The 23,268-nt window shown below is 60.3% G+C and carries 14 protein-coding genes; 7 read left to right on the forward strand and 7 right to left on the reverse strand.

Translation table 11 applies throughout. The features are described 5' to 3' along the window. The first annotated feature begins 15 nt into the window (after nt 1-15). Both FPL22_RS00185 and lpxB read left to right on the forward strand, forming a co-directional pair. Nucleotides 16-1,014, forward strand: coding sequence for a Gfo/Idh/MocA family protein (locus FPL22_RS00185; protein ID WP_144228104.1), 999 nt, complete (start codon nt 16-18; stop codon nt 1,012-1,014). Nucleotides 1,015-1,028: 14 nt separating this feature from the next. Next, entirely contained in the window at nt 1,029-2,171 is a 1,143-nt protein-coding gene (gene lpxB / locus FPL22_RS00190; RefSeq protein WP_144228105.1) for a lipid-A-disaccharide synthase, read from the forward strand. Nucleotides 2,172-2,335: 164 nt separating this feature from the next. On the opposite strand, the gene FPL22_RS00195 is transcribed toward lpxB, so the two are convergent. The 5 genes from FPL22_RS00195 to FPL22_RS00215 form a co-directional block, all read right to left on the reverse strand. Next, nucleotides 2,336-9,946 (reverse strand): hypothetical protein, encoded by a 7,611-nt coding sequence (locus FPL22_RS00195; RefSeq protein WP_144228106.1) that lies wholly within the window; start codon nt 9,944-9,946, stop codon nt 2,336-2,338. 421 nt (nt 9,947-10,367) lie between these two features. Continuing rightward, on the reverse strand, nt 10,368-11,411 hold the full coding sequence (hemA, locus tag FPL22_RS00200; RefSeq protein WP_144228107.1) for a glutamyl-tRNA reductase: 1,044 nt from the start codon (nt 11,409-11,411) through the stop codon (nt 10,368-10,370). Next, nucleotides 11,408-12,223 (reverse strand): cytochrome C assembly family protein, encoded by an 816-nt coding sequence (locus FPL22_RS00205; protein WP_144228108.1) that lies wholly within the window; start codon nt 12,221-12,223, stop codon nt 11,408-11,410. The genes hemA and FPL22_RS00205 overlap by 4 nt, the downstream gene beginning before the upstream one ends. Before the next feature lie 67 nt (nt 12,224-12,290). Then, the gene (locus tag FPL22_RS00210) at nt 12,291-13,061 is read right to left on the reverse strand and encodes a class I SAM-dependent methyltransferase (protein WP_238991264.1); all 771 of its coding nucleotides are present in this window, start codon (nt 13,059-13,061) and stop codon (nt 12,291-12,293) included. 64 nt (nt 13,062-13,125) lie between these two features. After that, nucleotides 13,126-14,256 carry an RsmB/NOP family class I SAM-dependent RNA methyltransferase gene (locus FPL22_RS00215; RefSeq protein ID WP_144228110.1) on the reverse strand — a complete coding sequence of 377 codons (1,131 nt, stop codon included), beginning with the start codon at nt 14,254-14,256 and terminating at the stop codon, nt 13,126-13,128. A 269-nt stretch (nt 14,257-14,525) separates the two neighbouring features. Between FPL22_RS00215 and FPL22_RS00220 the strand changes: the two genes are divergently transcribed. Further along, a complete protein-coding gene (locus tag FPL22_RS00220; protein WP_144228111.1) occupies nt 14,526-15,152 on the forward strand; it encodes a hypothetical protein in 627 nt (208 codons plus the stop codon). 7 nt (nt 15,153-15,159) lie between these two features. Here the strand turns inward: FPL22_RS00220 and dnaE are convergent, their stop codons facing one another. Continuing rightward, the gene (dnaE, locus tag FPL22_RS00225) at nt 15,160-18,831 is read right to left on the reverse strand and encodes a DNA polymerase III subunit alpha (RefSeq protein ID WP_144228112.1); all 3,672 of its coding nucleotides are present in this window, start codon (nt 18,829-18,831) and stop codon (nt 15,160-15,162) included. Nucleotides 18,832-18,982: 151 nt separating this feature from the next. On the opposite strand from dnaE, the gene rpsU reads away from it, so the two are divergent. Beyond that, nucleotides 18,983-19,180, forward strand: coding sequence for a 30S ribosomal protein S21 (gene rpsU, locus FPL22_RS00230; protein ID WP_144228113.1), 198 nt, complete (start codon nt 18,983-18,985; stop codon nt 19,178-19,180). A 127-nt stretch (nt 19,181-19,307) separates the two neighbouring features. Next, the gene (locus tag FPL22_RS00235) at nt 19,308-20,264 is read left to right on the forward strand and encodes a sugar phosphate isomerase/epimerase family protein (protein ID WP_238991265.1); all 957 of its coding nucleotides are present in this window, start codon (nt 19,308-19,310) and stop codon (nt 20,262-20,264) included. 57 nt (nt 20,265-20,321) lie between these two features. Here FPL22_RS00235 and FPL22_RS00240 read toward each other — a convergent pair whose 3' ends face one another. Beyond that, the gene (locus FPL22_RS00240; RefSeq protein WP_144228114.1) at nt 20,322-21,368 is read right to left on the reverse strand and encodes an A/G-specific adenine glycosylase; all 1,047 of its coding nucleotides are present in this window, start codon (nt 21,366-21,368) and stop codon (nt 20,322-20,324) included. Between the two features lie 85 nt (nt 21,369-21,453). On the opposite strand from FPL22_RS00240, the gene rnhC reads away from it, so the two are divergent. Together rnhC and FPL22_RS00250 are read left to right on the forward strand one after the other, a co-directional pair. Further along, complete coding sequence (gene rnhC / locus FPL22_RS00245; protein WP_144228115.1) at nt 21,454-22,470, forward strand: ribonuclease HIII; 1,017 nt, start codon at nt 21,454-21,456, stop codon at nt 22,468-22,470. A gap of 17 nt (nt 22,471-22,487) precedes the next feature. Beyond that, the gene (locus FPL22_RS00250; protein ID WP_144228116.1) at nt 22,488-23,267 is read left to right on the forward strand and encodes a ribonuclease HII; all 780 of its coding nucleotides are present in this window, start codon (nt 22,488-22,490) and stop codon (nt 23,265-23,267) included. The last annotated feature ends 1 nt before the right edge of the window (nt 23,268 follow it).

Raw genomic sequence — 23,268 nt, forward strand, 5'->3', positions numbered from 1 at the left:
TAACCCCGTTTACTCGTGAGCTTTTTTTCCTCTCCCAAACCCAAGGTGAAGTGCGGCGTGATCGGTGTCGGCTCGCTTGGCCAGCATCACGCGCGCATCTACGCGGCGCTGCCCAACGTCGAGTTCATGGGCATCTTCGAGGCGAACGACGAACGGGCGAAGGAGATTTGCGCGCGGCACAACTGTCATCGTTTCGCCACGATTGAAGAGCTCGGTGCGGCGTGTGATGCCGTCTCGGTCGTCGTTCCCACGGATAAACATGAACAGGTCGCGCTGCCGCTGCTCGCACAAAAGTGCCATCTGCTGATCGAAAAACCCATCACCGCCACGTTGGAGGAAGCCGAGCGCGTGCTCGCCGCCGCGCAGGCGAACAACTGCATCGTGCAGGTGGGGCACATCGAACACTTTAACCCGGTGATGAGTTTCATGGAGAAACACATCGACCGTCCCGGCTACATCACGGCGGAGCGTCTCGCGCCTTACACGCCACGTGGCACCGAGGTCGGCGTGGTCTTGGATTTGATGATCCATGACATCGGCATCGTGCTCGCCTTGGCAAAGTCCCCGATCCGTAAAATCGACAGCGTGGGCATTAGCGTGCTTTCGAAGACCGAGGACATCGCCAATGCGCGCATCGAATTTGAAAGCGGCTGCGTGGCGAATCTCAGCGCGAGCCGCATGAGCATTAAGAAGAATCGCGAGATCCGCATCTTCCAGGACAACGCCTACCTGTCGCTCGATTTCATGAACCAGAAGGGACATCTGGTGAAGAAGAACGATCTCATCGCCTACGGAGTGAAACTCAAAGTGGGTCTGGCGAAAGCCGGTGACTCCAGCTCGATTCCGGTGCAAGAAATTCCGATCGAGAAGGACGAGCCGCTAAAACTGGAGTTGCAGCATTTCACTGAAAGCGTCGCCGAATTGAAGCAGCCGAAGGTCGGCGCGGCGCTGGGCAAAACCGCGCTGGAAGTGGCCATTCAGATCACCGAACAGATCAAGGCCGCGCGTAAGTGAGCGACGTTTGAGCGATGAGCACTGCTGAACCATTCCATCTGCCGCCGCCTGCGAAGGGTCGTGTGGATTTGCTGGTGATCGCGGGTGAGCACTCGGGTGACCAACATGCCGCCACCATGGTGCGCGAGTTGCATGCGCAGAAGCCGGGACTTTCGGTCGTCGCGCTCGGCGGTCCCGAATTGGCCAAGGCCGGCGCGCAGGTGCTGCACGACATGACGGCCTCGTCCGTCGTTGGGTTTGTCGAGGTGTTGAAAAACTATCCGTTCTTCAAAGCACTCTTCGAAGAGATGCTGCGCTGGATCGCGGAGCACAAACCACGGGCGATCTGCTTCGTGGATTATCCCGGTTTGAACCTGCGTCTGGCGAAGGCCCTGCGTGAACGCGGTCTTTCGGTGAAGGGCGGCGGAACCATCAAGATTCTCTACTACATCTCGCCGCAAATCTGGGCATGGAAAGCGAAGCGTCGTTTCACGATGGCGCGCGATCTGGATGCGCTCGCGGTGATTTTCCCCTTCGAGGTCGAGTGTTATGGGGATACTTCGCTGCCGGTGGAATTCGTCGGACATCCGTTTCTCGATGACGATCACGAGGCTCCGGTTTGCTACGATCCGTCGGCTCCGATCCTTTTGCTGCCGGGCAGTCGCAAACAGGCGGTCGGGCGGATTTTTCCTCTGCTGCTCGCGGGCCATGCGGCCTACGGAAAACGCGACGCGGTCGTGCTGTATCCGAGTGAGCTCATCAAAGACGTGCTGCTCGCGGCGAATCCTCCGGCCAATGTGAAGCTGTTGCCCACGGGTTCGCCGGTGGCGGCCTCGGCCGTGCTCACTTCGAGCGGCACGATGTCGATGCATTGTTCGCTCGCGGCGATTCCGGGCGCGGTCGTGTATCGGGCCAATCCGCTCACTTACATCATGGGCCGCATGCTCGTAAAGGTGCCGTATCTGGGCATCGCGAACCTGCTGCTTAAAGAGCCGATGTATCCCGAGTATATTCAAGGCGCGGCCACACCGAAGGCACTCGCGGCGGAGTTGGACGCGTGCCTGCGCAACATTGACCGTCTCATCACCACGCAGGCTCAGGCGGAGAAACTCCGTGCACTCTTACGACGTCCGGCCGGCGGCACGGTGGCGGACTGGGTGTTGCGCAAAATGACCTGAGTAGCGCGGAGCGCGGTTCCGGCAAAGTTGAGCGAAACGGGAGAGAGAACCATCGCCGCAAGCAGACTCCTGCCTTTTGGATCTTCCAGTTGATGTCCTGATTATTGCACGAAAAGCCCCGCGTCTTTTCGGACCGCGGGGCTTTGGGTTTGATGGCGAAGGCTTTATTCGGTCAGCACAACACGGACTCGGGCGAAGCGGCGGGCGTTGGTTTCGGTAGCAGTCTGAGTGTCTTGGAAGCGAACGCGTTCCCAGATCGAATCGACCGCGGTCTGATCGAGAAGGGTGCCGCCGGCCTGCCAGTTCACGAGGTCGCTGGAGTATTCGACTTGGTAGGTGACGCTCGGGTTGGTGCTGGCTTTGCGGCGGAGGAATTCAACCTGGAGGCGACCATTTTCGGAATCCATCCAGATGGTCGGAACGCCGCCGTTGTCGGTGCCGATTTCGTGAGCCGGAGCTGCGGCAGCGATAGGCACGTTGAAGGCGAATTTCTCGAGGTTGGTGATGTGGCCTTCCTCTTTGTAAAGGCTGGCGGCGCGGCCTTCCTTGCTGATGGAGCCGAAGTTATTAAGGCGCCAGTATTCCATCTGCGCGTAAGTGCGCACCCACGCGAGCGAAGTCGGGGCGGAAGTGCCGGCTGCGTTCACGGATTTGACGCGATAGGCATACCAAGTCGAAGCGGAGAGGCCGGTGTCGGTGAAGTAAGCCGAACTTGCGAGCTGAGTGCCGGCGGTCGTCCAGTTCGTGCCATCGGAGGATCGTTCGATGAGGTAACTTGTCGCGCGTTGGGCCCCGAACCAGATGATTGCAACACGGGTGTCGGCGATCGTGGATGCAGAGATGAAGTCAGGCGCGACGGGCGGAGACATGGCGCTCTGAATGCGGACGTTGTCGAGGGCCCAGGCGTCAGTGCCGGCACCGCTGTTGATCGATTGACGCCAGCGGAAGGCCGTGGCCGGGGTGCGCGCGCCGACGGGTATGGCGATGCGGTAGATGGTCCAGTTGGATGCGAACGGATAGTAGGAGGGCGATGTCTGAAGCGGTGTCCAGGTCACTTCGTTTACCGAGTATTCGAGCACAACGTTTTCGCCGGGCTCGGAATTTTCCCAGTAAGTCGTTCCGTCGACGGAGGAGTTGCCTGCGCGGAATTTGAATTCGATCCAGCCGCCATCGCGCACGTCAACCGGTTTGGTGGCCGCGATGCGTGTGGTGGTGGGGCCGAACCAAAGCACCGAGGAGCCGTCGAAGCCTTGGCCACCATTGAGAACTAATCCACCGGTGATCGAGCGCCAGAGCGTGGGGCTGTAGCCGACGGTGAAGTCGTCGAAGAAGACGTCGGTGAACGAAGTTGCCACAGCGGAGACTTCCACGGATGGAGTCGCGGTGGCGAATTCGTTGTAGGCGGTGAGGCGGTAGTAATAGCGAACGCCGAGCGTGAGGTTGCTGTCGGTGAGGGAGGAGGTGGCAACCGGCAGGTTCGCGATTTGCGTCCAAGTGCTGCTGCCTTCAACGCGTCGCTCGACGATGTGGCCGGTGACACCGGTCAAGGAACTCCACGCCACCCGGACTTCGCCGGAGGCAGGGGTCACGACGGAGATGGACGTCGGTGAAACGGGTGCGGTGTAAGCAGTGGTCGTGACCGTGCGCGTGGCCGAAACCGTGGAGCGGCGGTCGCTCGTGGCGGTGACGATGCGATAGTAGTAGGTTGTCGACGGTTGCAGGCTGGTGTCGGTGTAGGAGCGGGCGCTGGCGGACAATTCCGTGAGCGTGGTCCAGCCGTCGACACCGTTGGCGGAGCGTTCAACGAGGATCTTGTCGTAACCGGTGCCGGAGATTGACCAGGCGAGGGTCGCGCTGGCTGCCGTGACGGACGAAGCAGTCGGCGTGGTGGGCACGGGCAACGGGATCTGCGGGATGGCGACGGTGACAACGTTACTCCATGGCGAGCTGACGTTGGTGGCCTGTGCTTTGAGGCGGAACTCATAGGTCGTCGCAGCGGTGAGGCCGGTCGCGGTGTAGGCGACGGCATTTTGCGCGATGGCGGAGGTGACGTCGGTCCAGTCGGTTTGCGTCGTCAGACGGCGTTGCAACGTGAAGCCGGTTTCGAGGGAGTTCTCGATCCAGGTAAAAGCAGCCGAGCTGGTGGTAATTGTGCCGGCGGAGAGCACCGGGGCGGGGAGGGTGGTGCCGTTGTTCAGCGGGTAAAAGCCGACCGCGCCAGTGAGCGGGACAACGAGTTTATCGCTCACCGTGTTGAACGCACTGACCTTGGTCGTGACCGGCATACCGAGGATAAGCTGCTTGGCGGTCGTGTCGTAGATTTTGGTCTCACCGAAGCCGAAGCGGCCCGTTTGGTTGGTGGCAAAAATCTCCGCCGTGATGGTCCAGAGCTCGGTCAGAGCGGGATCGAACACCGAACCGTTCCAGAAAACGCGTGAGCCATCTTCGGCCATGACGACGGTGCGCGAACCGTAGTAATTAACGCTGCTGACGCGGATCGACGTCATGGCGGTGAAAATGTCGCCGATAGTATCGAAGCGGCGGACCATGGAACCCGAGCTGTTGTCATCGCCATGGTAGTAATAACGGCCGGTGGAATCATGCGCGCCTCCGCCCTGACGTTGATAGGTCGTGCCTAGGGTTTTGCCTGTCTGAGTGTTGAAGATAGAAACCGTGACCCACTGGTTCATCGGCTCGACCACGAGGCGACCGGGGCCGCCGGCGGAGAGGCGATAAATGTCGCCCGTGCCGTAGCTGTCGTAGGCTGGAACGTCGTAAGTGCGGTCGACGGTGAAGCTGTTGAAGCCGACCGCGTAGAGTTTACCGATCGACCAGTTGGGGACGTAAACACGTTGGTCGCCCGGGTGGACTGCGAAGTCCAGCACGCCGGTGCCGACGCGAATGACGCGCGTGATCGTTTCCGTGTTGGAGTTGATCTCGAGCAAGTAGGCGCGTGATGCGCCGGTGGTGACGGCGGCCTCGCTGATCGCGTAGACCAACGGCGAGCCGGCGCGCGATTTCATTACCGTGATCGCCAGGGCATCGAGCTGCATCGTAACGGGAATTGTATACGAAGTGCTGCCGCTGGTGATGGTGATATCCGCGGTGTTCGCACCGGGCGTGAGCAGTGAGACATCGATCACGGCCTGCAACGTCGCGGGCGTGACGCCGGTGTTGGCCACAAATGTGAGCCATGGCTGGGAGGCGGTGGCATTCCATGGCTCGCCGTTAACGGCGGAAGTCAGGCCAATCGAAAGCGGATAGGTGGGGTTGCCCTGAACCGTGCCAAGGCTGAACGAACTCTGGCTCGGGGCCACGAGTTGAACGGCGAACGATTGGACGTCGCCAGCGCTGACGTCACTGCCGACAACGTAATCGATACGCCAGTAATACGTCACGCCGGGCGGCAGGATGTTGTTCAACGGGAACAGGGGCGAGGTCACCTGACCGAGGTATTCAGGGGAAGCGGTGGTGGCGTTGGTCACAGCGGCTTGGGAGGTGCCGAGGTAAACGCGGTAGCCGGTGGCGGCGGGCATCGCAGGCCATGCGAGCACCTCGGGGGAATGCACCAGGCTGTTGCGTTCGGGCGTGAGTCCGGAGCCGGTCAAGCCGGCGTTCGCGAGGCTGTAGAACTGGAGCGCATCGCCGTTCTGGATAATAAGGCGACCGGTCGCTGCATTGTAGGCGCTGACTGTCGTGGTGACGGGCATCAGCGCGACTTGCTGCTGCGTGGTGACGTCAAAAATCGCCGAGGCACCGAACGCAAAACGACCGTCGTCGCTGGAGCTGTAAATCGTCTTACCGATGGCCCACTCGACCTTAAGTGTCGGGTCGTAAACCGCGCCGTTATAAAAGATGCGCTGGCCGTTTTCGGAGAGGAAAAGATCACGCGCGCCATAACCGCTGACGGATTTGAAACCGTTGGACGCGAGTTCGGTGAAGACGTCGCCGATGGTGTCATATTTAATCAGCTCGGCGCCGGTGCTGTTGTTGTCGCCGTGGTAATAATAACGGCCGGTGGGATCGTAGGAACCGCCGCCTTCACGGGCGTGGATGGTGGATTTAACGACGCCGTTTTGGGTGTCGTAAATGCCGAGGTAAACCGACTGGTCTTCCGGCTCGTAAATGATGCGGCCCTGACCGCCGGGGGAAACGCGATAGATGTCGTTGTTGCTGTAGCCAACCCCGCCAAACGGAGGGAATGCGTAGGTGCGCTGGACCGTGAAATCGCTGATGCGAACCGCGAGGAGCGAACCAATTTTCCAGTTGTTTACGTAGATGCGCCCGTCGGCTTCGTGGATCGCAAAGTCCGTGACATCCGCGCCCACCGCGACCACGCGCGTGATGGTTTTGAAGAGCGTGTCGAGTTCGAGCAGGTAGGCGCGAGGAGTAGCGCCAGTAGCGGTAACTTCGCTGATGGCGTAGGCCTTGGTCGTGCCCGGGCGTGAGCGGAGACGCGTCACGGTGAGCGGATCAATTTCAAGTTCAACCGGGATGGAAGTGGTGCCTCCGGCGGAGCTGATCGAGATGCTCGAGCGATAAAGTCCGGCCTCGAGATTTGACGCATCGAAGCGAACTTGGAGCGTGGCCGGAGTCGTGCCGCTGTTGGCTACAAATGAGACCCACGGATCAGGCGACGAAGCGGTCCAGGATTGGCCTGTGGTGTTTGCCGCGAGGGAGATGGGCCTGATCAGATTGGCGTGACCGCGGACGGTGGCTGCCTGGAGTTTCGAGATGTTGGTGGAGATCGTCGAAACAGTGAAACTCATCACCTCACCCGGGCTGACCTCGGTTCCGATGACCGGATCGACGCGCCAGTAATAAGTGGTGCCTGGAGTGAATGCGAAATTCAGCGCCAAGGAAGTTCCAGTGACCTCGACCTGGTATGAAGGGGACGCCTGCGTGGCTGCGGCCAACATCGAGGCGGAGGACTTGTCGAGGTAAACGCGGTAACGATCTACGCCGGGAATCGGGGACCAAGTCAGCGATTGCGGAGCGAGAACGATGTCGCCGTCGCGAGGCGTGGTTTCGCGTCCGAGAATGGTTGCCCCGACCGTTTGTAGAAGATTGACGGAGCCGAGGCTCTTCAACGTTGGGTTGAAATAAATCAGGCGCGCGTAGTCCGAGGTGATTGCCTGCACGGTGGTCGTGACGGGCAACGTGTAGACTGAGTTGCCGGTCGCGTATTCGAAGATGCCGGTGGACGACGTGAAAATTTCCGCCTGCGGGCTGATCGCGTATACGTCCTTGGAGAATAATTTTAATGCGGTGGTCACCGTTGTCGGGGAAACGGCCAGCGTCTTGACGAAGAGCTTGGAGCCATCGGCGGGCATCAAGCATGGCGAGTCGTAAGGCTCGCGTTGGAAGGCGGGGTAAGCGGCCTCGTTTTTGCCCGCGTAAGTGAGCAGGCCGTTGGCGCCGATCGTGTGTTTGACGATGGCAGAGCCCGCCCAGCCGGCGTCCCAGCCGTATTGGACCCAGCCGTAGAGCGCAGTCTTGTCGGGGGAGACAACGATGTCGCCGAAGCCGTAGGTCGCGGAAACGCCCTCGGCCCGCATCGTTTGGATAACGGTGCCAGTGGTGCGATCAATCACGCGAAGTGACGGCGCCCAATCGCCATCGACGCAGTAAATCGCGTTACCCGGACCGTAGGCGATGTGGCCGTTTGAAATCGTTGATCTCGATTCGATATAGGCGGGGACGGTGATGCGCTGGGTGATGGCCAGCGTCGCGAGGTCGATCGCGTAAATGTCCTTGGTGTTGGCGCAGATCACGAGGAGCTCGGCCCCATCGGCGCGAACCACGAGGTCGGACGGTTTATTGCCGACCGTGATCGAGCCGATCGGGTTAAGCGTGAGCGGATCGATCACGACGATCGCACCCGGGTTGTTACCGTTTTGGTGAATCGCATACATGCGGGAACGCACGGGGTCGTCCTGCAGCGACACGATGTTGAGCGCCGCGAGCGTGCCGGTGACCGTGAGCGTCTCCGACTTACCGGCGTTGGAGATCGTGATGGTCGCGGTGTAGGACGAGTTGAGCAGCGCGGCGTTGGCGAAAGTGAGAACGAGTTCGCCGGTGGCTTGATCGATCGTCGGGGTGACCCACGACGCATCCGTGGACATTTGAAGCGAGGCGTAACTAAAGCCGGCCAGCGCGGGGTTCAGTTTAATGCGGAGGACATTCTGGTTGAAACCGGGGACCAGAGCGATGGCGGTCTGGTTGGTCGCGAGGGTGAAATCCAAGACCGTTGGATCGACGCGATCTTCAACCGTGATCGTGAACGTGCGTTCGAAACTGCCGCCGCCGGAATCCGTGGTGCGGACGCGGATCGTGTGGTTCGTGGCGGTCTCATAATCGAGCGACTGGGATGTCAACAGGTTCGCGCCGGAAATCGTGAAGCGGGCGTTGTCCGTGTCGCCGGTGCCAGCAACCAGGGAGTAGGTGAACGTGCCGCCCTCGGCATCGACGGTGGAAAGCACGCCGACTTGTGTGGAGGCAGCAAGATTCTCGGCAACGCTCGCAGCCGACAAATTAAGGGCGCTGGGCGGCGAGTTGATGAACGCAAAAGCACCCGCATCGATCGTGCTACCGGCAAAGCGTGCGACGCGGCGAAGGTCGTAGGGGACCAACTCGACGACGTTGCCGTTACCGTTGAGGTCGGTCGTGTCAGCGTCGGCTGCGTTGATATTTCCCGCTCCGATCACTGCGCTGGCGATTCCGGGCAAAGCGAGCAACACGTCGTCGTTGGTGCCCCAAAAGCCATCGACGCCGGCGGAGGGAAGCGTGCTGAGACCGTGGGCCGAAACGATTTTGTTACCGGTTGAAGCCGTTCCGATCACGAATTCTGAAACGTTGCCTAGCGCAGTGTAGTTGGTGCCGGGTCCGGAATAGCCGTTACCTGTTTCAACCGACTGCCAACCAGAAGAGGTCGCGGGGTTGGAATGGATCAGATTGTTCGCGTAGTAGCAGGTCATGCCGATGTTGGTGCCGATGGCGCTGCCGCGGGAGCTCGTGTTGCCAATAAACGTGGACCCGCTGACGCGGAAATTGCCCGCATTCGAATGGTTTTCCATGGCGCCACCTACGTAGAGCGCACTGTTGGAATAGAACGCGCAGTTGATGATGGAGAGCGACTGGGCCGCCGTGCCGACGTAGTAAAGTGCACCGCCGTAAACCGCGTAATTTCCAGCGAACACGCAGTGGCGAATAGTGACGGAACCGTTCCTGAAATGGATAGCGCCGCCGCTGCCGCCGACGATTCCTCCACCCAATTCAGCGGGGTCGTCCGAACGACCGCCGGCAAACACCAAACCCTCGATGACAACCCCGTTGGCAAACGCAGTGCCGTTGGTCGTCATGATTGTGCGGGTATTATCGGTAGCCACGCCGGCAACGCCGATGTCGCCGCTGAGAATAGTGCGATTTGCCACCCAATCACGCTGGGAACGCACGGTCTCGGTGCCGGCAAAGCCACCATAAATCCCCAATCCGGACTTCAACGTGTAACGCAGCGAACGATTGCCGGTGTGGGTGCCGGTCGACGTATCGTAGTCGGGTTTGTAGATCCCCTTGGCGATCCAGATCTCGTCGTTAACAGTGGCCGCGTTGAGCGCGACGGTCAGCTCGGGATAAGCGTTCGCCCATGAAGTCCCGTTAGCTGATCCCGTGGCGGCACCGTTGACGTAAATCACGGCCGCAGATGCGGCGGTAACCAACGACGAAAACAGGACCAACGCGGGCAACAGGGCGCGAAGAGGATTTTTAAAGATCACGGGGAAGCGGAAGCGGGAGAGGGCGGGGGGAAGGTGAAGGGGTATAGCAAAAAACGCAGACTGGAGGCCGAGCCTTTTACTGACTGGGAAAACGCAAGAAGCTTGTTTGAAGCGGGAAACCGCTGAGAACAAGCTATTAGCAATTCGTGGCAATAGTGTGGTTTGCGCTGCGAAGGCGAACTGATCTCAACCGCGTTACGCGGCGGCCTTTGTGGAGACCAATTGGAGCAGGGAATCTGGCTGAACGGACAGAACGGAAAAGGCGCTAAGATGCTGAAAACCGGAGGCGACTGCCGGAAATCTGACGTAAATTGCGGAAATGGCCCTCGCACTCGCGCCAATCTCGGGAATTCGGATTTCGTCTGGGTTAGCCTTTGCCGAACTTTGCCGCTTTGCATCTTAGCGACTCAAAATCGAAACCTCACTCCAAGCTGCCGCCGGCTTGGGACTCGATTTGCTTCCAGAGTGCCGCGGATTTTTCGGAGACAATCTTGCGGGCTTGCACGACTTCGCCGGTGCGGGCGGCGAGGTTGGCCTCGGCGATCTTGGCGAGGTCGTCGAGGTTGTAGAGGAAGACGTTGTCCAGTTTGGCGACGGCTGCATCGATGTCGCGCGGGAGGGCGAGATCGATGAAGAACAACGGGTCAGCCGGGCGTTTTTTAATGGCGGCCGCGGCATCGGCGAGCGTGACTACGACATCGGGCGCGGCGGTCGAACCTACGACAATCGAGTATTCGCCGAGGTGCGTCGTCATGTGTTCCCACGGCAGCGCGGTGGCGTTGAGTGTCGTGGCGAGTTCCATCGCGCGGCCGAGGGTGCGACTGGCAACTGTGAGCGAACCGGCGCAACTGCTCTGAAAGGCCTTGGCGGTTTTTTCACCAATGTCGCCCGCGCCGAGCAGCAGGATGCGGGTTGAAGCGAGGTCACCGAAGATCTTGAGCGCGAGATCGACCGCGACGTTGGCCACGCTGATGTGCCCGGCGTTGATTGCGGTGTGCGTGCGGACGTATTTGGCGTGCTGAAACGCCTTCTGGAAAACGCGGTTCAACACCGGACCGGTCGTGCCGCGCGTCTGGGCGTCGGCGTAGGCGTCCTTCACCTGACCGAGGATTTCGGTTTCGCCGAGCATCTGGGAATCGAGGCCCGAGGCCACGGTGAGCAGGTGTTCGATCGCGGGAAGTCCGCCGGCTTGATGACTGATGGTGGCGAAGGCGTCGGCCGGAAAATCCTGGAACGCGCAAAACGTCTCGCGCAGCCGGTGAACGGTGTCACCCGACTCGGCGGTGCCGTAAAACTCGACGCGATTGCAGGTGTTGAGCACGGCGATTTCACGCATGCCGGGGAGTGCCGCGGCGGCTTGGTGAAACGCGGGCAGGCGTTCCGGTGAGAGCGCGAGTTTTTCGCGCAATTCAAGCGGCGTCTTGTGATGACTCGCGCCAAGCAAAAAAAGCACGGGCGAACTCATGGGGCGACATGGCTGCCGCTGACGAGAGGCAGGGTGGCAAGCAGGGCGGCAAAAAGAATCAGCAACGTCCAGGAGAGGCGTTTTCCGATTAGACGGTTTCTGAGTCGCAGGATGAGCGTGATGGCGTAAGCGGCCCAGATCGCGACGGTCACGGCGAGCTTGGTGGTATTGACCGTGGACGTGTCGCCGAGCCAATAAACCGCGCCGACGCCGAGTGATGCGGTTAACAGCACGACACCCGCGGTGAGCAGGCGCAGGCAGATGTGATCGAGCTCGCGGATGGACGGAAGAAAGGAAAACAGACCGTGCAGGTGATGACGTTTCAGGCTGAACACCTGCAGCACATACATGAGCGCGGTAAGCGTGAGCAGGCAAAACACACCGTAGCTAAAAAGGGCGAGAGCGGCGTGGAATTCGATCCAGGCATTGCCGCCAAAAATGTTGACGCGGCGGGTCGCATCCCAAGCGGGAAAGGCGAGAGAGACCAACGTAAGCGCGGCGGCAAGGACGGACGTGAAATAACCGAGCAGGCTCAGCCGGAACGTGGCACCGATGACCAGATAGAGCGCGATGGCCGACCAGGCGATGAACTGAAAAAGTTCAAACGTGTTGCCCAGCGGGCAGCCTTTGACCTCAAGGCCGCGCTGATAGAGGCCGAAGGTTTGCAGCGTGAAACCGGCGGAGATGATGAAATACATCAACGCACGGGAGAGCTTGCGTTCACGGATGACCGCTACGGTGCCCAGCACAAACCCCGTGAGGTAACACGCGGCGGCAAACCAGAGCCAGGTGCGATCGGTGAAGTGAAGCATGGCGAAAGAGAGTCGGAGACTGTGCGTGATACGATCCCGTGGCGCAAGCCACCGGTGGTGTTGAAAACTAGGAACGCTGGGCGGCCCAAAAACGACACTCGTCGGAGAAGTCCACGACGGCGCGGGATTCGCGGACGAGGTCGCGGCGCATCGAATCGTAGTCGTGTGTCCACCCGGCCGCGGCTAGGTCTTCGAGAATTTCAGTGCGGTCGGGCAGATGCATGAAGGTGCGGCCAACATCGTCCTCGAAGTAGCGGTCGCCGAACTCGACGAGGCGCGGGTCCTGTTTCCCCTGTTCCCAGCGAAGGGTTTCTAGTTTCCACGAAGCGCGTTCGACGCGCGAGTGGTCGCGGTCGTGAGTGGTGAAGAGCAGCGGCGCGCCTGGAAGGCATACGGCGGCGATATTTTTCAACGCGAGCCGACGATTTGCACGGCCGGGAATCTGCATCAGGCCGTTGAACATGAAGAGGGCGCCTTCAAACGGTTTGTCACTTATTAAGTTACAGAGGGGGTGGGTGGCGTCGGCGTGGTGGATGGGGATCGCGGCGGAGCGTTCTTCGGCGAGGGCGCGGGCTTGGTCCACGAGTTCCTCGGCGAAGTCGAAAGCGACCAGGTTGTGATAGCCGAGTTCCCAGAGTCCGACCGTCACGCGACCGGCGCCGCAGCCGGCTTCGATGAGGCGCGCGGACTTATCGGTGAAGAAACGCTCGATGAGCAGCTTCTCGGATTTCCAGAGTCCGAGGCTGTGCGCGGCGCGGGCGTAGTGGACGACCGCGATGGGATCGTTGAAGTCCTCGCGGACGGTCGCGGCGGAGATTTTTTTTAACACAGAGGGCACGGAGCGCGCGGAGAACGAGGTGGCTTGGGTTCTCTGTGAACTCTGCGACCTCTGCGTTGAAAAATCAGGCCTTACGTTTCCACGCGGCGATGAACATGCCATTGGCGTTGAGCTCGTGCGGCCAGAGGTGGAGTTGCGGGCCTTGGCCGAGGACGGGATCGGGAATGAAGTCGGGGTGAGCGGCGCTGAAGGCGTTGGCGACTTTGGTCGTCTCGCTCTTGGTGAGCGTGCAGACGGCGTAAACCAAGCGGCCGCCGGGCTTCAAGGCGGGCGCGGCGTGGTTGAGAAGCTGAAGCTGAATCTCGGCGAGTTCCTTCACGTCGTTGGGCGTGGTCGTCCAGCGGGCGTGCGGGTTGCGCTGCCAGGTGCCGACTCCGCTGCACGGGGCGTCGATGAGGATGCCGTCGAACTTGGTTTTAGTCGGAAGGAACGGGCCGCCGTTCCAAGTGACGGCGCGGTAGTTGAAGGCTTGGGCGCGGCCGGCGCGCTTGCGGAGCGTGGCGAGGCGGCCGGTGTTGCGGTCGCTCGCCCAGATGAGGCCTTTGTTTTCCATCAGCTCGGAGAGGTGGAGCGTTTTGCCGCCTTCGCCGGCGCAGGTGTCCCACCAAGTCTCGGTGGACTTGGGGTTCGCGGCGTATCCAACAAGCTGTGACGCGAGGTCTTGGATTTCGAAAACACCTTGGTGGAATTCGGAGGTTTTGAAGAGATCGGTCTGGCCGGTGTAACGCAGCGTGGTGTCGCGACGGGCTTCCGGGACGAGCGGCGAGGGCGAAGGCGCGAGGTTGCCCAAGGAGCGGGGGAGGGCGGCGGCGAATTCTTTTTGGACGCGGATCCAGAGGGCGGAGTCCGACTGAAGGTGGCGGAGGTAGTCGGAGGTGAGATCGATCTCGGAGTGGACCCACTCGGGGACGGCACGGGCGGCGAGGGTCTCGGTTTTGAAGTAGGACGGGTCGGTGTCGAACTTGCGCTGGAGATCGAGGGCGGAGGCGACGCGGCTCTGGGTGGAGGCGGATTTATCGAGCCAGTTCAGCCAGCGGTAGTAGATGAAGACAGCGCGGGAGATGTCGCGTTTTTCGGAGGGGTGGAGGTCTTTGTCCGCGCCGAGCACGCCGCGCAGCACGTAGTCGGCGGGTTTTTCGGCCGAGACTTGGTCGATGATGAGGGTGGCGCGGCTGAGGAGGGCGGAGTCGGACATGGAAGGAATCAGGTGTTAACCACGAAACGGGCGAAATACACGAAAGAATCTGAGTAGGCGGAAAATCAGAAGGTCGGCACCAGAGGACTGTAGTAATCCATTTAAGGCTGAATGCCAGAAGTCATGAATTTAGCTTCCGCACGGCTTGGCTGTTGATCGCGACTGCGCGACATAATTTTTATCACAGGCATAATATCTGCATTTGGGCTTGGATGCTTACGGTGGGCACACGCACATATGAACTGGTTCGCGCGCACAGCGGTTTTTTCTTGGAACTCGATCCGCAGTTGTTCCTAGAGCCTACGCAACAATGGAGGTTGGAGACGCATTGGGTGACGAGTCCGGACAATGCTCCCGAGCAGGCTGACACCAGCCCGGAATACCTGCGGCTCACGGTAACGGCTGACGAATACCGGATCAGTGACTGGCGCGAGCTTACCGGCCTGGGGCTTGATGAGATAGAGGACGAGGGCGAGGGCGGTAAATTTTACGGACGGGGCACCTTGGAACATATGCTTGGGCCGGAACGGGAGCTGCATTGTGAGCCCGCATCGTTTGGGCTGATCTTGGGCGCCATGAAGGTGTGTCGAAAAGAGGGTTATCTGTTTTCGTGCGAGTTCGATGCGACGGTTAAACTCGACGATGGAAAGACTGAGGAGCTGGCCTTGAAAGCGGAACTGCCGTTTGCGGGCGTGTCGATGAATGTGCCGATAAACGGGAACGCAGTCGCTATCGGGCTAGCGCGGGCGCGGGAGGAGATCGGATCGCTGGAGATTGCGGCCGGTCAGATCACCCCGCACGACTGGCTACGTAAAGAGAGGTCTGATCCACAGGCACCGCTAGATGATACGCGGCGGGTGTTGTTGCACACACCGTGGCGGCAGCGACTGGCCTGACGGCCTGTTAGAACTTCTTCGACCACTTGCGGTCGTCGGCGATTTCGAGGTGTTTGGTTTCGAGTTGGACGCCGGCGACGCAGGGGTGCGTGCGGAGTTCTTGGAATTTGGCGGGCGTGAGTTTCCAGCCCAATGCGCCGCTGACGTCGGAGAAGGCGGTGATGCGGTCTTCGAAGAGAAAGCCGAGACTCGTGAGCGTGGAGCCGACGGATTTGTCGAGGGTTTGGCGGAGCGTGCGGAGGAAGTCGTTGAGCTCGGGGTGCGCGGGGTGGAGGAGCCAGGTCACGCGTTTGATGTGGCCCATTACGTAGGCTTCGAGGGGGCGGCATTCCTTCACGTTGATGCGCGGACCTTCTTGCCCGACGATGATGTTGCCGAGGATGACGACGGGGACGTTTTCAGCGAGGTTCATCGCCCACTTCGCGGTGGCGTCCGCAAACATGTTGAGAGGAAGCGACGCTTTGCGAGTCGCGAGCGTGAACATGAACCACGGACGGTTGTCCTTCTTCGCGAGTTTTTTAACGAGGTTGCTGGAGAGTCCGCAGAGGCGGAATTCGACGCGGTCGCCTTGATTGAGGAGTTCGTCGGGTGCGAAGGTATCGAGGGCGTCGGCGAGTCCGATGTAGGCGTTCATCGGGTGGCCGGTGACGTAGAAGCCGAGGAGTTCCTTTTCGAACTGGAGGCGCTCGGCCTGGGTGAAATCGTCGTCGGAGTCAGTCTCGCGGTTGCGGACGACGGGCTTCTTGGCGACGGGAGTTTCCTCGGCGAGCATGTCGAAGAAACCGCTCTGGCCGGCGGCGCGGTCGCGGGCGTTGGCGGCGGCGGTCGAAAGGGCGGAGTCGATTCCGTCGAAGAGTTTTTTGCGGGAGGCGCCGCTGAAATCAAAGGCTCCGGTTTTCACAAGGTGCTCCAGCACGCGTTTGTTAAGGGCCTTGGCGTCCACGCGGGAGACGAAGTCTTCGAAGTCGGCGAAGGGGCCGTTTTTTTCGCGTTCCTCGATGACCTTGACGGCGGCGCCTTCGCCGACGCCCTTGATGCCGGCCATGCCGAAGCGGATTCCGGCGGAGGCGGGAGTCGACGTTGTTCCCTCGGCTTTCCGGAAAACCGGGGCAAACATGTCGCGCGATTCGTTGACGTCGGGTCCGAGGACCTGGAGGCCCATCGCTTCGCACTCGGCGACGAAGTGGGAAACCTTTTCGGAGTTGCCCAGTTCGGAGCTGAGCATGGCGGCCATGAACTCAGCGGGGTAGTTGGCTTTCAAATACCCGGTTTGATAGCTGAGAATCGCGTAGGCGGCGGAGTGGGATTTGTTGAAACCGTAGCCGGCGAATTTGTTGAGAATGTCGAAGATGGCGTCGGCGGTTTTGGCGGGGATGTTGTTCACGCGGAGGGCACCATCGACGAACTTGGTGCGCTCTTTCGCCATGGCGTCGGCGTCTTTTTTACCCATGGCGCGGCGAAGCATGTCGGCGCCGCCGAGGGTGTAGCCGGCGATCACCTTGGCGGCTTCCATGACCTGCTCCTGGTAAACCATGATGCCGTAGGTTTCCTGACAGACGGCTTCGAGGAGCGGGTGCGGATAGGTGACGGTGGACGGGTCTTTTTTGCCTTTAACGTAGTCGGGTATCCACTCCATCGGGCCGGGACGGTAGAGGGCGATCAACGCGACGATCTCGTCCACGGAGGAGAGGCTGATCTGGCGGCAGAGATTTTGCATGCCGCCGGACTCCAGCTGGAACACGCCGGTGGTGCGGCCGGAGTTGAGGAGGGCGAAGGTTTTGGCGTCTTCGAGGGAGATTTTCTCGATGTCGAAATCGGGGTTGGCGGAGCGGCGGATGTTGGCGACGGCGTCGGCGATGACGGTGAGCGTCTTGAGGCCGAGGAAGTCCATCTTCAGCAGACCGAGCTTGCCGACGGCGTTCATGTCGAACTGCACGGTGACGTCGCCTTCCTGCAAGGTGAGCGGGACAAATTCGTCGAGCGGGCGGTCGGTGATGATGATGCCGGCGGCGTGTTTGCCGGTGTTGCGGACCATGCCCTCGAGCACGCGGGCGGACTCGAAGATTTTTTTGGCGACAGGGTTGCGGTCGAGTTCGGTGCGGAGTTCGGCGGATTTCTCGACGGCTTTTTCGAGGGTCATCTCGAGCTCGTCGGGGATCATCTTGGCGAGGCGGTCGGCGTCGGCGTAGGGGAGGTTGTTGACGCGGGAGACGTCGCGGATGACCGCCTTCGCGCCGAGCGTGCCGTAGGTGATGATGTTGGCGACGCAGTCGTTGCCGTATTTCTGGCGGACGTAGTCGATGACCTCGACGCGGCGGCGCATGCAGAAATCGATGTCGAAGTCGGGCGGGGAAACGCGCTCGGGATTCAGGAAACGCTCGAAGAGGAGTTTGAAACGGAGCGGGTCGAGGTTGGTGATGCCGAGCACGTAGGCGACGAGACAGCCGGCACCGGAACCGCGGCCGGGGCCGACCGGAATATCCTTGGTGCGCGCCCAGTTGATGAAATCCCAGACGACGAGGAAGTAGTCCACGAAGCCGGTGAGGCCGATGATGGAAAGTTCGTAGTGGAGGCGAAGAACGAGTTCTTCGTGCGCAGTGAGCTGCGTGTAATCGGGCGGAGTGGGTTTCTGGCCGGGGGCGAGCGCGAGCAGCGGGGCGAGGCGGGCGGCGACGACGGGATGCGTGGCGACTTCGGCGGGGTCAAAGCCGTAGCGCTGAGTGAGACCGGCGGCGCAGAGTTCGGCGAGGTAGGCGAGGGGAGCGACTTTGCGCGAGGTAACCTCGACGGGGAGCGGATAACGCGGGTAACGCTCGGAGCCCTTCGGGAAGGGAATAGTGAGGTCGCACATGTCGGCGACGAGGTTGGTGTTGTCGAGCGAGTCGGGGCGCTCGCCAAAGAGCTTCAGCATCTCATCGCGCGATTTGAGGTAGAACTGGGAACCGGTAAATTTCATGCGGTTCTCCTCCTCGATCTTCGCGCCGGTCTGGATGCACAACATGGCGTCGTGCGGGGCGGCGTCGGAGTGGTTCACGTAGTGAACGTCGTTTGTGCAGATGACCTTGAGGTTAAATTCCTCAGCGAGCTTGAGGAGGTCGGGAATGATTTTCAGCTGCTCGGGGATGCCGTGGTCCTGGATCTCGACGAAGAAGTTTTCGCGTCCGAAAATGGCGACGAAACGGCCGCAAGCCTGGCGGGCCTCTTCGTAACGGTCGTGGAGCAAGTGTTGCGGGACGACGGCGGCGAGGCAGCCGGTGAAGCCGATCAGGCCGTCGGCGTATTTGGCGAGGGTTTCGAGGTCGGCGCGGGGTTTGTAGTAAAAACCTTTGAGGTGGGCGTCGGAGACGAGCTTGAGAAGGTTTTGGTAGCCGGTGAGGTTTTTGGCCAGCAGCCCCATGTGGTAGTAGCTTTTGCCGTCCTCGGATTTACCGGCTTTTTCGAGGCGGGAACTTTCGACGATGTAGATCTCGCAACCGACTAGGGGCTTGATGCCTTTGGACTTGGCGGCGTTGTAGAACTCAATCGCACCAAACATGTTGCCGTGGTCGGTGAGGGCCAGGGCCTTCATGCCCATGTCGCACGCTTTCTGCATCAACCGGTCAATGCGGCAGGCTCCGTCGAGGAGGCTGTAGTCGGTGTGGACGTGGAGGTGGACGAAGTCTGAGGCGGCGGACGACACAGGGCTAGGCAACGGGGCTCAGCGGGCATCGCAAGCAAGAGTTGGAACAAACCTGTGCAAAGGGTGGGGAGGGGCAAAAAAGCCATTGACGACGGGGGAGGCGTTTGGCTCATTCCTTAGCTTTTCCGCCAAAACTCACATCACTTTCACCATGCCCATCGAAATCAAAATCCGCAAAAACGAGCCGGTTGACCGCGCCCTGCGCCGTCTGAAGAAGAAGCTCGAGCGCGAGAACATCATCAAGGACGTGCGCGCCAAGCGTTACAACGAGAAGCCCACCGAGCGCCGTCGTCGCAAGGTGAAGGTCATGGCCTTCACCCAGATGCTGCGCGATCGCCACTCCCAATAACCCGCTCCTCGCGGAGTTCGCTTCGTTTTTTACGACCGCGTCGGCCGAAGTTATTCGGAGGCGCGGTTTTTTTGCGAGTAGGTGAATAAACGAGGCACAACCGTCCGTCGTAGTTGATCGTAGTGTCATGGTGAAACCGTCACTGGCCCTGTCCACCTGTTGGAATTCGTTCCGTCACACCGACGGCTACGCGATGTTGCGCGAGATCGCCGATCTGGGATTCACGCATGCCGAGCTGAGTCACGGCATCCGCATCGTGCTTTTGCCGGGCGTGATTCGTGCGGTGGAGGAGGGTGTGATCAAGATCAGCTCAACGCATAATTTCTGCCCGTTGCCCACGGGGATCACGCAGTCGGCGCCGAACTTGTTCGAGCCATCCGTGAAAGATCATCGCGAGCATGAACAGTGGTTGCGGCACACGAAACGCTCGCTGGATTTTGCCGCGCAGATGAAGTCACGCGTGCTGGTGATGCACTTGGGTAGCGTGAAATTTTTGTGGTTCAACCCGGCGGGCAAGCTCAAGGCGTTTGTCCGTAATAATCCCACGGTGACCGTGCCCGACGACAAGGCCTACCGCGCCGTGTTGAAGAAAGGCTGTGAGAAACTCCGTTTGAAGATGGGCCCTTACTGGCAGCAGGTGCAGGCCAGCATCGAGGAAGTTCGCGGCTACGCGGTGGAGCGCGGCGTGAAGCTCGGTTTTGAAAACCGCGAAAAATTCGAGGAGCTGCCGCTCGACGACGACTTCGATTCTTTGATCGGAGGCCTCGCGCAGCCGCACACCGCGGGCTACTGGCACGACACCGGCCACGCTGATATCAAGCAGAGCATGGGCATGCTGGAGCATCGCCTGCACTTGGAGAAAAACGCGCCGCGTCTGCTGGGCTTCCATTTGCACGACGTGACCGCGGACGGCAAAGACCACCAGCCGATCGGAGCCGGTCGTATTGATTTTAATATGATCAGCAGCTTCTGGCGCCCGGAGCATTTGCTCACGCTGGAGCTCAGTCCGCGTGTCAAAACCGAGGATATTGTTGAATCGAAACAGCGCATCGAGGCGCTCATCGAAGCACGGTTTGGTGCGTGAGTTTATCTTCACCGCGCACCGCAACCCGTCGCTGCGCGCGGATTAATTTTCGGAGTGTTAGGAGCGCAAGAGTTCGCTCACCCAGCGTTTATGCGGTCCGGACAGCGTGAGCGTATCGATTTCGGCAACGGCGACCCAGACCAGTCCGGTGCGGCTCAATGAGTCTTTGGACAAACGTGATGCCGGTAGTTCGTAGATCGATTCCGTGATGGCGAAACGAGTGATGCCGCGTTTTTTCTTCGCGATGAGTTTTGCGTCCGGACCGGCGAATGCGGACTCGTCGAGCCCGAGATGTTCGGCGGCAGGCAGCTCGTGCATGTTGGCGAGACGTCGCGCATCACCGGCGGTGCGGTGAAGGAGAAGTTTGCCCTTTTGCACGCACCACACACGGGAGACGGAGCGTTGTTCAATGACTTTGGCGGCGAGCTTCGGGTATGACTCGGGGTCACCGTTGCGGCCGGCGGAGCAGAGCGTGAGCACGGGGCAGATCGTGCAAAGCGGATTGTTGCGATGGCAGACGGTCGCACCGAGTTCCATCATCGCCTGATTGTGATCGCCGGGTTCGTCGTGGTTGAGGAGCGCGTCGGCGAGCGGCGCGAGTGCCTTCGATGCGGAAGCGCTATCGCGGAACGGCGTGGCATCGGCGGTGAGGCGCGTGAGGATGCGCACGACATTGCCGTCCACCACGGCGGCACGAGTGCCGAAGGAGATGCTGGTAATTGCGGCCGACGTGTAAGGCCCGATACCGGGCAGCTCCATCCAGGCTTCGCGGGTTTCCGGAATCGCCGGGAGCGCGATGAGCGCCTTGGCGAGTTTGTGCAGGTTGCGGGCACGCGTGTAGTAGCCGAGGCCTTCCCAGTTTTTCACGACCTGTTCTTCGGAGGCGGCGGCAAGGGCTTTGAAGTTAGGGAAAACCTCCACCCAGCGCGCCAGATAAGGGAGCACGGTTTTCACCTGCGTCTGCTGCAGCATGAGTTCGCTCACCACGGTTTTGTAGAGGGATGGTGCGGTGCGCCACGGGAGTTTGCGCTGATGCACGCGATACCAGGCGAGCAGGGCGCGCTGGAACTCGGTCTTTTGGGCGATGAGCGGAGATTGGGCCACGAAGCGCTGAGCAGGCGCAAAAATTCACGGGCACGCCAGCGCAGATTCCTTTTGTGCTTTCACTGCTTTTTGTGGCCAATGGTTTATGCCCAAAAAGCCGGACGACGACTCCGACCAACCCAAGAAACTCAGCAGCTATACCATCAAGCTGGATGACACCCAGATGGAAACGCTGCGGGCCATCTGCACGAAGCGCGAATGGATGCCTGCCGAGGTCGCTTACACGCGTTTCGCGTTCAAGGCCGATCATCTGAAGCTGAACGTCACCGCCTACACCAGCGGCAAGGTCGTTATCGCGGGCAAGGGCACCGAGGACTTCGTGCGTGATGTGATCGAGCCCGAGGTCACCAAAGCTCCCAAACTGGGCTACGACGAAATTCTCAACCCTGATTGGTTCGAGGCGCACGCCGGTCTCGATGAGAGCGGAAAGGGCGATTTTTTTGGTCCGCTCATCGCCGCGACCGTGATCGGTCAGAAGTCGATGATCGAAGCCTGGCGCAAGGCCGGTGCCCAAGACTCGAAGAAAATGGCTGAGACTAAGATTCTCGAACTCGACCATATCATCCGCAACACGCCGGGTGTCGTGGTGAAGGTTTGTTTCTGCGGTATGCCGAAATACAACGAGCTTATGGCTCGCCCACGCGCGAACCTGAATCTGCTCCTTGCCTGGCAGCACGCCACGGCGCTTTCGCAGGCGCTCGCGATCAGTCCGGTGAAGTGGGGGCTCCTCGACCAGTTCACCGAGCAACCGCTGGTGCAGCGCGAACTCGCGAAGAAGAAAGTGGAAAACTTTGAACTGCGCATGCGCACCAAGGCCGAGTCCGATCCGGTCGTCGCCGCGGCGTCGATCGTGGCGCGTGCCGAGTTTGTGCGGCAGATGAACCAGCTCTCAAAACAGTTCGGCCAAAAACTCCAGAAGGGCGCGGGTCCGCTGGTGAGGGCGCAGGCGCACGATATCATCAAGAACCTCGGTGTTCACGCTCTGAAGGATTATGCGAAGCTGCATTTCCGCACGGCTTACGAGGTGGTGAAAGAGGCGGGCAAGCTCGACGAACTTCCTCTACCTGAACCGAAGGAACGCTTCGGTTTCGGTCGCGATTGATTTCACGCTGACCACGCATGGCCGGAAAACGACGCCAACTTCGCGGGTTTGACCTCAAGCACATCGACGGCTTTGCCGAACTGATCGGCGTGGATGAGGCGGGTCGCGGCGCGTTGGCGGGGCCGGTCGTAGCGGGCGCAGTGCTGGTGACGCCGGCGTTTCTCGACAGCCGTTGGGCCGATGAAAATGCGCGCCGCATAAACGATTCGAAACAACTCAACGCCACCGAGCGCGATGCCTTGTGGTTTGAATTCGAGACACTGATGGCCGAAGGGAAAATCCACGCCAATTTCGGCGTGGCCGACGTTACGGAGATTGAACAGTTCAACATTCTCGGCGCGACGAAACTGGCGATGCGACGCGCGTTGGAAGGCATTCATGGCCCCGATGCGTTTGCACCGCCCGTCAAGGAGCCGGATTTATTTTCTCCGCCTGAAGAGATCGCCGCTTACAAGCCGCGAGCATCCGCGCACATCATCGTGGATGGGCTTCCGTTGAAGCATTTTCCTTATCCGCACACGGGCATCGTTGGAGGCGACGGGCGGTCTTTGTGCATCGCGATGGCGTCGATCATTGCGAAGGTCACGAGGGACCGTCTGCTCAACGATCTCGACATCACGTTTCCCGGCTACGGTTTTGCACAGCATAAAGGCTACGGAACCGAGGAGCATCGCGACGCGGTGCTGCGCCTGGGCAAGTGTTCGCAACACCGTGAGATGTTTTTGCGCAAGCTGCTCGCTAAACGCACCGATCCCGACCAAATCGATTTTCTCGCGGAGCCGCCTGAAAGCATCTAAT

Source organism: Rariglobus hedericola (genome assembly GCF_007559335.1).
Classification (GTDB): Bacteria; Verrucomicrobiota; Verrucomicrobiia; order Opitutales; family Opitutaceae; genus Rariglobus; species Rariglobus hedericola.

Bases quoted from the DNA above. Each gene is read 5' to 3' on its own strand.
- lpxB (WP_144228105.1), top strand. From the start codon at position 1,029: ATGAGCACTGCTGAACCATTCCATCTGCCGCCGCCTGCGAAGGGTCGT.
- hemA (WP_144228107.1), bottom strand. From the start codon at position 11,411: ATGAGTTCGCCCGTGCTTTTTTTGCTTGGCGCGAGTCATCACAAGACG.
- FPL22_RS00205 (WP_144228108.1), bottom strand. From the start codon at position 12,223: ATGCTTCACTTCACCGATCGCACCTGGCTCTGGTTTGCCGCCGCGTGT.
- FPL22_RS00215 (WP_144228110.1), bottom strand. From the start codon at position 14,256: ATGTCCGACTCCGCCCTCCTCAGCCGCGCCACCCTCATCATCGACCAA.
- rpsU (WP_144228113.1), top strand. From the start codon at position 18,983: ATGCCCATCGAAATCAAAATCCGCAAAAACGAGCCGGTTGACCGCGCC.
- FPL22_RS00235 (WP_238991265.1), top strand. From the start codon at position 19,308: ATGGTGAAACCGTCACTGGCCCTGTCCACCTGTTGGAATTCGTTCCGT.
- rnhC (WP_144228115.1), top strand. From the start codon at position 21,454: ATGCCCAAAAAGCCGGACGACGACTCCGACCAACCCAAGAAACTCAGC.
- FPL22_RS00250 (WP_144228116.1), top strand. From the start codon at position 22,488: ATGGCCGGAAAACGACGCCAACTTCGCGGGTTTGACCTCAAGCACATC.